The 14,345-nt window shown below is 60.0% G+C and carries 13 protein-coding genes; 7 read left to right on the forward strand and 6 right to left on the reverse strand.

From position 1 onward, the window contains the following. The first annotated feature begins 3 nt into the window (after positions 1 to 3). The gene (locus BM131_RS08050; RefSeq protein ID WP_090188312.1) at positions 4 to 480 is read left to right on the forward strand and encodes a MarR family winged helix-turn-helix transcriptional regulator; all 477 of its coding nucleotides are present in this window, start codon (positions 4 to 6) and stop codon (positions 478 to 480) included. On the opposite strand, the gene BM131_RS08055 is transcribed toward BM131_RS08050, so the two are convergent. From BM131_RS08055 to BM131_RS08070, 4 genes are all read right to left on the reverse strand, one after another. After that, positions 474 to 1,157, reverse strand: coding sequence for a DUF1194 domain-containing protein (locus tag BM131_RS08055; protein WP_245754179.1), 684 nt, complete (start codon positions 1,155 to 1,157; stop codon positions 474 to 476). The two genes, BM131_RS08050 and BM131_RS08055, sit on opposite strands and share 7 nt — an antisense overlap. 147 nt (positions 1,158 to 1,304) lie before the next feature. Continuing rightward, positions 1,305 to 1,733 carry a VOC family protein gene (locus BM131_RS08060; protein WP_090188088.1) on the reverse strand — a complete coding sequence of 143 codons (429 nt, stop codon included), beginning with the start codon at positions 1,731 to 1,733 and terminating at the stop codon, positions 1,305 to 1,307. A gap of 71 nt (positions 1,734 to 1,804) precedes the next feature. Then, positions 1,805 to 3,268, reverse strand: coding sequence for a tetratricopeptide repeat protein (locus BM131_RS08065; protein WP_090188091.1), 1,464 nt, complete (start codon positions 3,266 to 3,268; stop codon positions 1,805 to 1,807). Next, the gene (locus BM131_RS08070) at positions 3,265 to 4,311 is read right to left on the reverse strand and encodes a hypothetical protein (RefSeq protein WP_090188092.1); all 1,047 of its coding nucleotides are present in this window, start codon (positions 4,309 to 4,311) and stop codon (positions 3,265 to 3,267) included. Before BM131_RS08070 ends, BM131_RS08065 begins: the two co-directional genes overlap by 4 nt. Before the next feature lie 163 nt (positions 4,312 to 4,474). Between BM131_RS08070 and thyX the strand changes: the two genes are divergently transcribed. Both thyX and BM131_RS08080 read left to right on the forward strand, forming a co-directional pair. Next, positions 4,475 to 5,395, forward strand: a complete 921-nt coding sequence (gene thyX, locus BM131_RS08075) for an FAD-dependent thymidylate synthase (RefSeq protein ID WP_090188095.1) — start codon at positions 4,475 to 4,477, stop codon at positions 5,393 to 5,395. Positions 5,396 to 6,254: 859 nt separating this feature from the next. Next, positions 6,255 to 6,578, forward strand: a complete 324-nt coding sequence (locus BM131_RS08080) for an arsenate reductase family protein (RefSeq protein ID WP_090188098.1) — start codon at positions 6,255 to 6,257, stop codon at positions 6,576 to 6,578. Between the two features lie 33 nt (positions 6,579 to 6,611). Here the strand turns inward: BM131_RS08080 and thrS are convergent, their stop codons facing one another. Next, on the reverse strand, positions 6,612 to 8,558 hold the full coding sequence (gene thrS / locus BM131_RS08085) for a threonine--tRNA ligase (RefSeq protein ID WP_090188100.1): 1,947 nt from the start codon (positions 8,556 to 8,558) through the stop codon (positions 6,612 to 6,614). A 150-nt stretch (positions 8,559 to 8,708) separates the two neighbouring features. On the opposite strand from thrS, the gene BM131_RS08090 reads away from it, so the two are divergent. The 4 genes from BM131_RS08090 to BM131_RS08105 all read left to right on the forward strand — a co-directional run bounded on the left by BM131_RS08090 (position 8,709) and on the right by BM131_RS08105 (position 12,933). Beyond that, positions 8,709 to 9,989 carry an MFS transporter gene (locus BM131_RS08090; protein WP_090188104.1) on the forward strand — a complete coding sequence of 427 codons (1,281 nt, stop codon included), beginning with the start codon at positions 8,709 to 8,711 and terminating at the stop codon, positions 9,987 to 9,989. Then, entirely contained in the window at positions 9,982 to 10,728 is a 747-nt protein-coding gene (locus BM131_RS08095; protein ID WP_090188107.1) for an alpha/beta hydrolase, read from the forward strand. The genes BM131_RS08090 and BM131_RS08095 overlap by 8 nt, the downstream gene beginning before the upstream one ends. 69 nt (positions 10,729 to 10,797) lie before the next feature. Beyond that, positions 10,798 to 12,144, forward strand: coding sequence for an MFS transporter (locus BM131_RS08100; RefSeq protein ID WP_090188109.1), 1,347 nt, complete (start codon positions 10,798 to 10,800; stop codon positions 12,142 to 12,144). A gap of 75 nt (positions 12,145 to 12,219) precedes the next feature. Next, positions 12,220 to 12,933 carry an alpha/beta fold hydrolase gene (locus tag BM131_RS08105; protein WP_090188112.1) on the forward strand — a complete coding sequence of 238 codons (714 nt, stop codon included), beginning with the start codon at positions 12,220 to 12,222 and terminating at the stop codon, positions 12,931 to 12,933. A gap of 59 nt (positions 12,934 to 12,992) precedes the next feature. On the opposite strand, the gene phaZ is transcribed toward BM131_RS08105, so the two are convergent. Next, the gene (gene phaZ / locus BM131_RS08110; protein ID WP_090188115.1) at positions 12,993 to 14,300 is read right to left on the reverse strand and encodes a polyhydroxyalkanoate depolymerase; all 1,308 of its coding nucleotides are present in this window, start codon (positions 14,298 to 14,300) and stop codon (positions 12,993 to 12,995) included. Positions 14,301 to 14,345: the final 45 nt, after the last annotated feature.

The raw sequence follows: 14,345 nt of genomic DNA on the forward strand, positions 1-14,345 counted from the left end.
ACGATGTCACCGGCCAACGCGGCCTTTATGGCGACCTATCTGGATTCGCTTTTGTTGGTTGAACGCCTGCACCGCTTACTGCTGGACGTGATCAAGGACGAATTTGAACGGATGGGGGTGCTGGAAATCAACCCTGTGCAGGCGCTGCTGCTGTTCAACGTCGGCGAAAACGAGGTGACGGCCGGGGAATTGAAATCCCGCGGTTATTACCAAGGCAGCAATGTCAGCTATAACCTCAAGAAGCTCGTCGATAACGGCTATTTGCATCACGAACGGTCCGAAATTGACCGACGATCTGTGCGTGTGCGCCTGACCCAAAAAGGGCGGGAAATCCGGCAGATTGTATCGACCCTATTTGCGACCCATGCCGAAGGGCTGTTGTCGCGCGGGGTCGTGGATCAGCAAGGGATCGAAGATATCACCGGATCGCTGCGCCGGGTGGAACGGTATTGGACCGAACAGATCCGCTATATCTATTGACGGGCATCCGACAGCGCGAGGCTTTGCAGCTCTCGTAGCAGTTTGCGTTCCATCGCGGCGGCGTAGTTGTCAAAGCCAAGCGCCGTTTCGACAAAAGCGCCCGGTCCGCGAATGACGTAGGCGCGGAAATACGCGGATAGTTCTGTGATATCCGCAATACTGTCGTCTTGGCCGGGCTGTTGGTTTGGTGCGATGGTCAATCCATTCACCGTCACACCCTGCGGCGTGCGGCTGGCGGGGATGTCTTGTGGACGCGGCCCGGTATTTGCAATGCCGTCGCCGGACAGATCCAGCGTACGGGTCCAGCAATCTGCCTGCGTGTCCAGCATGGCAAATCCCGTCAGCAGGGCAGAGCCAAGTGCGGTGGTCTGGTCCTGAATACTGCGCGGGGCGGCCCGGATGCGCTGCCGGGCTGCGGTCAGGTCATCGGCATTCGCAATTGTCGTCCACGGCAGAATGACAGTCTGGGCGGTTGGACCGCTCCATTCAAACACGGTCAGCCGGATGGGTGCGCTGGACTGTTGCAGGATGGCGCGGGCGACGTCATCGGTGCCCAAGGCCTGCGCCAGACCCTGCCGTTGTAGATCATATTCGCGCGTATCGACCGAGCCTGAGATATCAAGCCCTAGCGCCAAGGCCTGACGGCAAGCAGCATTCGCTGCCGGCGCAGTCAGCAAAAGGGCAGCGACTACACCCGCAAGGCTGATCACTGCGCGGTGAATACGGCTGCCCCTGTGATAAAAAATATCAGCTTGGGCTGGCAGGCCTGTGACAACGACGCCGCACGCGCCATCGTCTTCAGACCTGCCAGCCCGCGCCATGACTTACCAGTGACCGGTGTTTTGCATGCTCGCCCAAGGTTCAGCCGGGGCCAATGCATCGCCTTTTTGCAGCAGCTCGACCGAGATATTATCGGGAGAGCGCACAAACGCCATGTTGCCGTCGCGCGGCGGGCGGTTGATCGTGATGCCGTTGTCCATCAGGTGCTGGCAAAGCGCGTAAATGTCGTCGGTTTCATAGGCGAGGTGGCCAAAGTGGCGGCTGTCAGACGGCAGCGCATCGTCGCCGTCCCAGTTATACGTCAGCTCGACCGGGCAATCCTCGTCACCCTCGGCCGCCATGAAAATCAGCGAAAAGCGACCGCCTTCGTCGTCGCGGCGCTTGGTTTCTTTCAGACCCAGCAGGTTAAAGAACGCCATCGTCTTTTCCAGGTCTTTCACGCGGACCATGGTGTGCAGATATTTCAAGGACATTGCTGTCATTCCTTTTTCGAGGTGTATCTGCGCCCAGACCTAGCATGCAGGGCGCCGCCGCCAAGTCGCAATCAGAACGCAGAGCGCAGATCCATTCCGACGGTGGCATATTCCGTGTCAAACCGCTCTGCCGCAGAGAAGGTGCGGCCAACGCCCAAGGTTACGACCGGGCTGAAACCATAGTATTCGACGTTGTCAAACTGTGCCGCCACCTGTGCATTCACACTGCGATCGCGCCGGGTCCCGTCGACATAAATGGATTCGCCGTAGTTGCGTTCTTCTAGCTGTAGGCCAAAGCCGAATTTCACGTCCATGATCGGCTTAGCCAGATCAAGTCCTGCGCTGACCCGCCACGCCGTAAAATCATTTTCGGCGCTGTCGGAACTGCTGATACGGCGCGCAACGCCAAGGCTGACAAGATTGCCAGAGGGCTGCAGGGTCGAATAATTGATTCCCGCGCCGTAATTCAAGATGTCTGGATCAACAATTGGGCTGCCGAAAGCGTCTGTCCGGTCCCCGCGCGCTGACTGATTTTTACGTCCAAATCCATCCAGACGCACCTGATCCGTCTGGCTTAGACTAAAGGTATGCGAAATGGACGGGGCAATGAACCGCTGATATGGATCGCCGCCATACCACGATTTTCCGACCTGCAACGTGACTGTCGTCGGACGCGCGCCGGCCTTCAAAATCCGTTTTTGAATGAGGCTGAACGACGCCTCTGTATAGGAAAAATCGCTACCGCTGCGGGGCAGGTCGCTGGGGTCGGTAAAGCTTGCGTCGATATCGCGCTGCAAGGCGTCCTTGGCCGACTGACCAAGGGCATAGGTCGTGGTGCGCAAATCAAATCCAAGGGACAATTGCGCACGCTCTGTTTCAAGCGTGCGATAACGCGCGGACACGGCAGCATCGAACTGGACGCCGGACAGCGGCTTGGCCGACTCGCTCAGCACGGTCACGAAGGGGCCGATCGTCGCGGTGTCAGAGCGAGAGCCGTTATTGATGTTATTCGACGGGGACGCGCTGAATTCTAGGTTGAACGACAGCGGATTGCGATTGCGCAAAAATGCGTAGTCTTGCGCAACCGACTGTGCGCCGGACGCAGATGGCGCGGCCTGCCGGGCGCGGCGCAGCCAGAACTGCGCGCGCGTGTCGTGCCCTTGGCTCGCATGGGCCCGCGCCGCAAGCCGCGCTGCAACATAGCGCGATGTGTCGTCACCAGCAGCGCGGTATCCGCGCTGCGCCAAACCTGTCGCCTGTGCCGGCTGCCCTTGATCCAAGGCAGCCTGCGCGCCAAGAATCAGGGCGGCGGGGTCGCTGGGATCTCGATCAAGTAAGGCGTTTAAGACCTGCGCCGCATCCGACGCTCGCCCAGCGTTTAGAAGCTGCTGCGCCAAAACGCGCATATCCTCGGCCGATAGTGCGGTTGCGCCCTGCACCAGCGCTGCGGGCGCTGGTCCGGATTGCGACGCAGCAGGGGACGCCCCAAAGCTGAACGCTGCAAGGGCCGCCGTAGCTAGGTGCAAACGGATCATCGGTACAGGATCACGCCGCCAGTTTCCTGAACATCCACATCAGTATACCGGGGATCTGTCGATTCCAGAACAATGACGCCAACGATCTCTCCACCTGGAAGGGTCGTTGTGTCGCCTGAGACGAGACCATTAAACGTGCCGGTCTCATAAACCTCAATCCCGCCGTCTCCATTGGAAATATATGACCCCATTTCGGTCGTAATCTCGCCGTTAGAATCGATGGATGGGCTGCCTTCTTGAATTGAAATGGTAACATCGGGCAATTGCAGGTCTGTATCGCCGGTCCCAAGTGTGATTTCGTTGCCAAATTGGTCAATTGCAATACGGTTCGTCAGGCGACCTTTTACTGCGTCGTTAGCGTTGAAATCCTCAAAGTCGATTTGCATCGACATGTCGCCAGTTGTGTATTCAAGCCCACCACGGTTGTCAAAAACCCGAATACCGGAATAGTCGCCGCTAAAGTTCGCCTGACCGCTAGTTGGTAGCGTCACGCCGCCTTCGCGCTGATACACAAAACCGCCATAGCCATAAGGAACGTAGCCGCCTGTCCGAACGATAGCATAGCTTGTGTTCGGCTCTCCGTCCGTTTGGTTTTTGCTGACGGCGTAAAGGGCGCGATAAGGGGTGACCTGATCAACGGGAGTCCCTGTCAGCGGATCATTGACCGAAGAGCTTGCACCGAAGACCCGAGCTGTGCCTACAGTGCCGAGCGTGCCGGGGAGGCGCGTATAGACGTTTGCTCCGTCAAAACCGATACCGTCTACCATGAAGGTGTCGGTTGCGCTGTCGTATGCAACTTCCTCGACAAGGCCGCCGCCATCGACGGCTTCTTCAAAACGGAAGATACCGGTTTCAGCGCTGGCCGTCGTGGTGCCAGGCAAAACAGTGACTGCACCGTCATTTGTGATTCCACCATCTTCATCAGTTGTGTCGGTCGTATCCGTTGTATCTGTATCTGTATCAGCGTCATCAAATAAGGGCTGTCCATCGCCGCAGGCTGTAAGCAAAGCAAGCAGAGAGCTCGCGAGAGTTAAACGGATCATGGAATCGTCCTTTGGAATGGCTTTAATTTGAACTTTACTGTCCGGGGCTGACAGCGCTGAGTCAATGCGCGCCGCCATATCGCCGCCGGTTTGTTCACCACTTATGGAGGTTTTGCCACGCCCCGCCTAAAGTGCAGCGATTCGCGATAAAAGGACGATCCCCATGCCCGTGACCCCGGACCAACAGGCCGAAATCGATGCCCTGCGCGCCAGCCCCCGCCAGACGTTGCGGGCCGTGTCCGACGGCGCGGAAAAGCATTTGTACACAGCGCACCCCGTGCTGGATCACGGTTTTGTCCGGCTGATCGACTATATGGGCGACGATGCCGCGATCTGTCAGGCCGCCCGTGTGTCATACGGCAAAGGCACCAAATCCGTGCAGAACGACGAAGGGCTGATCCGCTATTTGATGCGGCACTGGCACAGCACACCGTTCGAGATGTGCGAGATTAAGCTGCACGTCAAACTGCCCGTCTTTGTCGCGCGCCAGTGGATCCGTCACCGGACGGCGAATGTGAACGAATATTCTGCGCGGTATTCGATTCTTGATCGTGAATTCTACATGCCTGATCCGTCCCAATTGGCGGCGCAAAGCACCATCAACAATCAGGGTAGGGGCGCCAGCCTAACACCCGATGAATCCGCGCGGGTGCTGGACATCCTCAAGGGGGACGCCGCGCAAACCTATGATCACTATGCGGAAATGATCGCCGAAGAAGGTCCCGACGGCACCCCAAAGCAGGGCCTTGCCCGCGAGCTTGCACGCATGAACCTGCCCGCGAACATCTATACTCAGTGGTACTGGAAGGTGGACTTGCACAACCTGTTCCACTTTTTGCGCCTGCGCGCCGACGCCCACGCTCAATATGAAATCCGCGTTTATGCCGACGTGATTTGCAACATCGTCGCCGACTGGGTCCCCGCCGCTTACGGTGCCTTTGCAGACTACCGTCTGGGCGGGGCCGTGCTGTCTGCCAAGGGACTAGCCTGTCTGCAGCGCATGCTGAAGGGCGAGGAGGTCACGCAAGAGACCTCTGGCATGAGCAAGGGCGAATGGCGGGAGTTTCAGGGCGTCTTGGCGTAATCTCAGCGCTTCGATCCTCTTGATCGCCTGACCTTCGGTCGGTGCTATCGTCGACGACACTCGTTTGAACTGCGCTTTGCTGATGCCGCATGCCGGGAATTTCCGGCATGCGACCTGTGGCGCAGAGGACTAACCCCTTTAAGTTGTCCGGAATCGGTCGAATCGAGACGATTCTGGCAGGGGAATTTGGCTGCGCACGCGTGCTGGACTTTGATCGTTTGAGGCAAAAAATAGCCTTAATTGTGCAACGATATCTGGTTAATGACGCTACGTCCGAACGGTGTCTTGGCGTGTTTGAGCGCTGATATAAAACGATTTTTCAGGAAATTAACATTTTTCGGGGAAATCTTGCCCCGTGTTCCCATAGTGCGCTTTGCCCGTATCCGATAATTTTGCCTTAGAAATGACAAACGCCTTGGGGGTCAAAATGCACGCTACAAAATGTTCGACCGCAACTTCTAGTTTTCCGGAAATCCAGATGGCTATTCTGGACCGTCTGTCTCAGCAAGCCGACCGGTTGGCGGCACCGCCACAGAAGACGAAAGCAAATATTTTGCACCGCTGGACGCGTTTGCTGTCTTGGTAATGTGATGATGCGCACCCAACTCCGGTTTTGAACCGTCGAGTTTGGGATGGTCTGCCAACCTAGCGCAAATCACCACCCGTTGTTTACGATTAGCCAGTTTTCAGAGTGCTTTAAAGCCCGCACGGCATCCGCCGGAGCGGGCTTTATCGTGCGAATTGAGCCCTTGGCGCTCGCGGCAGGCCGCGCGGCAAGTGGCTCTTGATTATTCTCGTGCTATGTCAAATGTCACGCGCGTCAGTCTTGTTTTGTCAAAGCCATAAGGTGTTACCCACTATGAAGGTTTTCAGCCTCAAATCCTGCGATACCTGCAAAAAAGCGATCAAAGCGCTGCGGGATGCGGGCCATGATCCGCAGATCATCGACGTGCGCGCCGACGGGCTGACGGATGCTGACCGCGCGGCGATCATCGGTCAGTTCGGTGATGCGGCGATTAACAAATCGTCAACCACGTGGCGGAACCTAGAGGAGGGGGAGAAGGCGCAGCCTGTGGCCAGTCTGCTGACCCTGTATCCGACGCTAATGAAGCGTCCGGTGATCCAGAACGGCGATGTTTGGACAATTGGCTGGAAGGCAGACGCGCAAGCCGCGCATCTGTAAGGCGGCCCACCTTTCGGCAGGCCGCCCAAGTGTTTAGCGCAGGTCCGGCGCGGTCGCGGACAACGCCAGCTCTGCCACGATCTCGTCCAGCGCCATGACTTTCGTCTGCTGTTCGCCCAAGCGGCGGACAGAGGCGGTGCGCTCTTCAACCTCGCGGCCGCCCAGCGCCAGAATGATCGGCACCTTACCGACAGAGTGTTCGCGGACCTTGTAGTTGATCTTTTCGTTGCGGGTGTCCGCCTCGGCGCGGATGCCTTTGGCGCGCAGGGCCGCGACGACTTCCATGGCATAGTCGTCGGCATCGGACACGATGGTGGCCACGACAACCTGACGTGGGGCCAGCCAGAATGGCAGCTTGCCGGCGTGTTCCTCGATCAAGATGCCGATGAAACGTTCAAAGCTGCCCAGCACGGCGCGGTGCAGCATCACAGGGCGATGCTTGTCGCCGTCGGCGGCGACATAGTTGGCGTCCAGACGTTCGGGCAAGTTGGGGTCGACCTGCAAAGTGCCGCACTGCCATTCACGGCCAATCGCGTCGGTCAGCGTGAATTCCAGCTTGGGGCCATAGAATGCACCTTCGCCGGGCAGCAGTTCAAACCCGTAGCCAGCGGCCTTGCAGGCGTCGCCCAGCGCAGCCTCGACCCGGTCCCAGCTTTCGTCGCTGCCGATCCGCTTTTCAGGGCGGGTGGACAGTTTGATCGTCCAGTTCGTAAACCCAAGGTCGGCGTAGACCGAGGCGAGCAGTTTGATGAACTTTTCGGTTTCCGCCACGATCTGGTCGTCGGTGCAAAAGATGTGGGCGTCGTCCTGCGTAAAGCCGCGCACGCGCATGATGCCGTGCAGCGCGCCCGACGGCTCGTAACGGTTGCACGATCCGAATTCGGCCATGCGCAGCGGTAGGTCGCGGTAGGATTTCAGGCCTTGGTTAAAGATCTGCACGTGGCAAGGGCAGTTCATCGGCTTAAGCGCGTTGACTGTCTTTTCGCGGGCGTGATCCTCGTCGACTTCGACGATGAACATGTGGTCCTGATAGTTGTCCCAGTGGCCGGATTTTTCCCACAGCACGCGGTTCACGACCTGCGGGGTGTTGACCTCGACGTAGCCGTCAGCGCGCTGCTTGCGGCGCATGTAGTCCTGCAGTTCGGTGTAGATCGTCCAGCCGTTCGGGTGCCAGAACACCTGACCGGGGGCCTCTTCCTGCATGTGATACAGGTCCATCTCGCGGCCAAGCTTGCGGTGGTCGCGCTTTGCGGCTTCCTCCAGCATATGCAGGTGGGCCTTCAGGTCCTCTTTGTTGGTGAAGGCGGTGCCGTAGATGCGTTGCAGCATGGCGCGGTCACTGTCGCCGCGCCAATAGGCACCGGCGATGGACATCAGCTTAAAGCAGTCGCCGGGGACTTGGCCGGTGTTCTGCAGGTGCGGGCCGCGGCACAGGTCCTGCCAGTCGCCGTGCCAATACATGCGCAGCGGCTCGTCGCCGGGAATGCTCTCGATCAGCTCGACCTTATAAGGTTCGCCGCGGTCTTGGTAATACTGGATCGCCTTGGGGCGGTCCCAGATTTCCGTGCGCACATCATCACGCTTGTTGATGATTTCCTTCATCTTTTTCTCGATGGTCGCAAGGTCTTCTGGTGTGAAGGGCTCCTTGCGGTCAAAGTCGTAATACCAGCCATCCTTGATCACCGGGCCGATGGTGACCTGCGTGTCAGGCCAGATTTCCTGCACGGCGCGGGCCATGATGTGGGCCAGGTCATGGCGTACCAGTTCCAGCGCGGGAACGGCGTCTTTCATTGTGTTGATGGCGATAGAGCTGTCGGCGTCAATGGGCCACTGCAGGTCATAGTGCTGACCGTTCACAGTCGCGGAAATTGCCTTTTTGCGCAGGGACGACGAAATGTCCGCCGCGACATCGCCAGCGGTGACGCCAGCATCATAGCTGCGCGCATTGCCATCGGGAAAAGTAAGGGTGATCTGGGCCATTATACTGGCTCCTCATCGGTTTGGCGCCCACGGAACGCCCGGTTGCGGGATATGTGTGGCGCTTAGATGCCGTTTGGTGCGCGCGGGGTCAAGAGGCTGGCGTATGCGCGGTTTGCGGTTAAGTTTGCGGCGCCAAAGCAGGGAAGCGTCATGCCGCAAGATTTTGCCAAAACTGTCTTTAACCGCGTAACGCGGGATGCAGGTGCCAGCGGTGGTTTGGACAAGGACGCGCAGCAGGCCGAGCCGGGCAATTTTCTGCGTCATATCGCGGCGCTGTCGGGCAGCAAGCTGGCAGACGGGTTGATCGACCCCAAGCTGGTGCTGTCATGGCTGCTGACACATCTGGGGGCGGGATCGTTCTGGGTTGGCCTGCTGGTACCTGTGCGCGAAAGCGGCGCGTTGCTGCCGCAGCTTTTTACGACGCCCTATATTGCAGCCTCGCCCTATCGCAAATGGTTCTGGGCGGGCGGATCGGCGGTGCAGGGCGTTTGCGCGGGCGGGATCGCGGTAGCGGGGCTCACGCTGCAAGGCGCAGTCGCCGGGGCGGTGATCGTCACGCTGCTGGGCGTGCTCGCGCTGGCGCGGTCGGTCTGTTCGGCCAGCTACAAGGACGTGCTGGGCAAGACGGTCGGCAAGTCCCGGCGGGGCACGGCCACGGGTTTTGCCAGCTCTGCCGCCGCCGTTGGCGTTATCGCCTTTGCAATGGTGTTGCTGCTGGACCTTGGCGATCGCGCGGTCATCGTGATCGCCGCGCTGCTACTGGCGGCGGCGTTCTGGCTGATTGCCGCGGCGGTGATGGCGGGGCTCAAAGAGCCGCATTCCCAGCCAGAGGATGCAAGTGGCATCGGGTTGCGCCAGTTCCGTCTGCTGCGCACCGATCCACAGCTGTTGCGTTTTATCGCAGTGCGCAGCCTGTTGGTCGGCACCGCGCTTGCGCCGCCGTATTTCCTGCTGCTGCGCCCTGATAGCGCGCTGAACCAACTTGGGGCGCTGGTCCTGGCCTCGGCCACCGCGGCGCTGGTGTCGAGCTATGTTTGGGGGCGCTTGTCTGACCAGTCGTCGCGCAAGGTGTTGATGTATGCGGGGATTGCGGGCGGGGCGGTGCTGTCGGCGGTTGTCGCACTGACGCAGGTAGGGTGGATCGCCGCGCCGGGCGTGATCCCCGTGGCGCTGTTCGGCCTGATGATCGCCTACCAAGGCGTCAGGATCGGCCGGTCCACGCATCTGGTCGACATGGCGGATGAAGGCGACCGCGCGCCCTATACTGCGCTGTCGAATACCATCGTCGGGCTGGTTCTGCTGGTCGCGGGCGGTCTGTTCGCGGCTGTGGGGGCGGCGTCGGTGCCCCTTGTCATTGCCCTGTTCGCCGTGATGTGTTGGGGCGCGGCGGGACTGGCCGCAGGATTGAAAGAGGTGCAGGCCGATGCCTAACATGTTGAAAACACCGCAGGGGCGGCAGATCGCTTATCACCACACGACCGGGCAGGGACCGACGATTGTGTTTCTTGGCGGGTTCAAATCCGACATGGGCGGCACCAAGGCTGTGCATCTAGAGGCATGGGCGCAGGCACAAGGCCGCGCGTTCTTGCGGTTCGACTATTCCGGCCACGGCGAAAGCAGCGAAGCCTTTACCGACGGGGCCATCGGCGATTGGTTCGCAGATGCCCGCGCCGCGCTGGACATGGTCAAGGGGCCGCTGGTGCTGGTCGGCTCCAGCATGGGCGGCTGGATTTCCCTGCTTTGCGCAAGGGCGATGCCGGAACGGATCGCGGGGCTGGTCACCATCGCCGCAGCCCCTGATTTCACCGAGGACAGCATGTGGGCCAGCTTTGACGCCAGCCAGCGGGATGCCCTTTTGCGCGACGGCCAGATCGCGCTGCCGTCAGAGTATGGCGATCCTTATATCATCACCCGCCGCCTGATCGAGGATGGCCGCGATCAACTGGTCTTGCGCAGCCCGCTGGACCTGCCGTTCCCGGTGCGGTTTCTGCAGGGGACAGCCGATCTGGACGTGGATGTCAGCGTCGCGCTGCGGCTGATGGATCATGTCACGGGGGACGATGTGCGGCTGACTCTGGTCAAAGGCGCAGACCACCGTTTTTCCGACCTAGACTGTCTGGACATGATAACAGCTGCGGTGACGCAGGTGCTGGACCGCGCCGCTGACTGATCTGCCGCAACGTCTTGCTTTGGATCGGGCTGCGCCGCCACTAGCGTCCGCTGGAACAAGGGGTGGCATATGGCACTAACACGCGGGCAAATGGCGGGCTGGGGCTTGGCAGACATGGGCGTGAACGTCTTTGTCGTGGTCAAGCAGCTGCTGGTTTTCACGTTTCTGACGACGCATCTGGGCGTGCCACCAGCGGCCGCGGGCCTTGTTACCTTTGCGGTGCTGGCCTTCGATGTCGTGACTGATCCGATCGTCGGCTATCTGTCTGATCGCAGCCAAAGCCGCTGGGGCCGCCGCGCCCCGTGGATCGCCGTCGGTGCGGTCATCTTGGCGACCTCCATCGTGTTGATGTTCGCGGTGCCTGCGGGGCTGCCTTGGCAAAGCAATGCCTTATGGGTCACGCTGTTTTTCGGCTTGGCCTCTGTCGGGTTCACCTTCGTTGCGATCCCCTATGGCGCAATGGCGGGGGAAATGACGCAAGACCCGGCCGAACGCTCTGCGATGATGGCCTACCGGATGAGCTTTGCATCGCTTGGGCTGCTGACCGCCGGGGCGCTGGTGCCGGCCTTGGCGGGCAATACGCAGGCCGGATACGCGCGGGCGGTTCTGATCGTGGCTCCGGTTGTGGTGCTGACGATCTGGGGGATGTTGCTGGCGACGCGGCGCGCGCCGCAAATCACGGCACCCGCCAGCGCGGGGTTCACAGCCGTGCTGCGGCTGGTGCTTGGCAATCGTCCCTTTGCGATACTCGTCGCGCTTTACGGCGTGCTGACCTTGGGTGTCGCCTTGATCGCGGCAGGGCTGCAATTGGCAGCGCTATATTTGATGACCGATGCGCCGGGGCCGCTATCAGGGTTGACGGGCGCGCTGGGCATCTTTTCGACGTTGTTTGCGATGTTCATCCTTGGGTCAATCCTGTCGCAATTTCCGTGGGTTTGGGCCAGTGCGCGGTGGGGCAAAATCACGGCGCTGATGCTGGGCCTGATGCTGTATGTCGTTGTTCTGATCGGCGTTTGGCTGTGCTTGCCAGCCAGCGGCGTGACCGCGATGGCGCTGCTTTTCTTTGCGGCGGGGGCAGCAAATGGAGCCTATCAGCAGATCCCTTGGGCGATGTATCCCGATCTGATGGACGTCACCCGCGCCCAGCAAGGGGCCGCGATTGAAGGCGCGTTCAGCGCCGTATGGCTGTTCGGGCAAAAGGTCGCCAACGCACTGGCACCGCTGGCGCTGGGCCTGATGTTGCAGGCGGCGGGCTGGCAGGCGACAACGGCGGGTGTCACGGCGCAAAGCGATCAGGCGCTGAACGCGCTGCGTGTGGCGCTGACCTTGGTGCCAGCGGCGATCTTTGTGGCTGGCGGGCTGGGTCTGTGGCTGATTTATCGCCCGCTGGCAAAGCATGTGGCAAGCCACCGCTAGCCCCCACCGCTAAGGGTTGCACCGCCTTGCCCCCGGTGCGATGACGGAAAAAACACGCAAGGGCAGGGCAAAGATATGACGCGCGAACCGCTGGTGATGATTCCGCCAATGCTGTGTGACGCCCGCGTTTTTGCCCCGCTGACGGCCGCCATGTCGGTCGACCATGCGACCTGCATCATGCCGACCACCGGGGGCGACCGGATCGAAGATATCGCAAGCCGCATTCTGGACTGGGCTCCCGCACGCTTTGCGCTGCTCGGGGCGGGCATGGGCGGCGCTGTCGCGCTAGAGGTCATCCGCCGTGCGCCTACGCGGGTGTTGCGCATTGCGCTGATGAATTGCACGTCGCAGCCCGAAACGCCGCAAACCTCTGCCGCGAGAGAGCCGCTGATCGTCGCCGCCCGCGCTGGGCGGTTCAAGGACGTCGTCGCGCAGGAAATGCCCGCCGCCTGTTTTGCCGAAGGCCCGCACCGCCGCATGGCGATGGAATGCGTGACCGATATGGCTTGGGCGATGGGGCCAGAGCACTACGTCACGCAGGCCCGCGCCATGCAGCGCCGCCGCGATCAATCCGCGACCCTGCGCCAGATTCGCCAGCCCGCGATGGTGATCTGCGGGGCCGAAGACACGATTTACCCTGTGCGCCGCCACGAATTTATGGCGGAAATGATCCCCTATTCGCGGCTGGAAGTCATCGAAGGCGCAGGCCATCTGCCGATGCTGGAACAGCCAGAGGCAACATTGGCCGTCATGCGCGATTGGATGCGGCAACCGCTTGTGTTGCGATAGGGCAGCAAAAAGCCCCGCCGACTTTCATCGGGCGGGGCTGATTGATAGCTTCAGTTCGTTTACTTCGCAGCGGTCTTGGCTGGCATTGCCGTGACATTGCTCGCCTTGGCCTTGGCGGATTTCGCAGGTTGCGGCGCATCAGCGTTGTCGTCGATGAACTGCAGCACCAGTGGGCGAATGTTTTTGCGCCACTTGCCGCCAGCAAAAATGCCGAAGTGACCTGCGCCCGGCTCTAGGTGAGCGGCTTTTTTGCTGTCGGGCAGGCCCGTCATTAGGGCCAGCGCGGCAAGGCATTGGCCAGGCGCCGAGATATCGTCTTTTTCACCCTCGACCACCTTCACAGCGACCGTGGTGATTGCGCCGATATCGACCTTTTTGCCAGCAACCGTGAAATCATTGCGGGCGATGTCGCGGTTTTTGAACACGCGTTCGACCGTGGACAGATAAAATTCGGCAGGCATATCCATCACAGCAAGGTATTCGTCGTAGAATTCATTGTGCTTGTCATGCTCTGACGCTTCACCCTTTGCCGTCGCGATGATCTGGTCGCGGAAGGCGTTTGTATGCGCTTCGCGGTTCATCGAGATGAAGGAGGACAGCTGCAACAGGCCGGGATAAACCTTGCGGCCCACCCCTTTGAATTTAAATCCAACCTGCTGGATCATCAGCTGTTCCAACTGGCCCATGCTGACGGAATGGCCAAATTCTGTGACCGAGGTCGGGTTGGCATCAGGGTCGATTGGACCGCCGATCAAGGTCATCGACCGTGGCTGTGCGCTGGGGTCTTCGGCGGCCAGATAGGCGACGGCAGCCATGGTCAGCGGCGCAGGCTGGCAGACGGCGATGACGTGTAGGTCGCTGCCAAGCTCTTTCATGAAGTCAACAAGGTAGAGCGTGTAATCTTCGATATCGAATTTGCCGGAGCTGACAGGGATGTCGCGCGCATTGTGCCAATCGGTGGTATATACGTCGCAATCAGGCAGCAGGGAAATCACGGTCTTTTTCACCAGCGTCGCATAGTGACCCGACATGGGGGCAACCAGCAGCACGCGGCGTTTCTTAGGCTCGCGACCGCCAACCTTGAAGTGAATCAAGTTGCCAAAGGACTTTTCCAACACCGTTTCAATATGAACGATATGGTCCGTGCCGTCAGCGGCGGTTTGCGATGGAATGTTCCAGTCAGGTTTCACGACCATACGGCTGAAGGCACGTTCGGTGACTTCGCCCCAAGCGCCAAGCCAATCCATAAACGGATTGGCCGTCATCGCCATGGCGGGGTAGCTGGCAAAAGCCCGCGCAGTCGACCCAAGCCATTGGTTCGTGTTACGCATGCTTTCCATCATGTCGTAGGTCATCATATACTTCATGTTGGAACGTTCCTGATGTGGTCGCGCAATGAATGCTGCAGCTGC

It is taken from the genome of Loktanella salsilacus, from assembly GCF_900114485.1.
Lineage (GTDB): Bacteria > Pseudomonadota > Alphaproteobacteria > Rhodobacterales > Rhodobacteraceae > Loktanella > Loktanella salsilacus.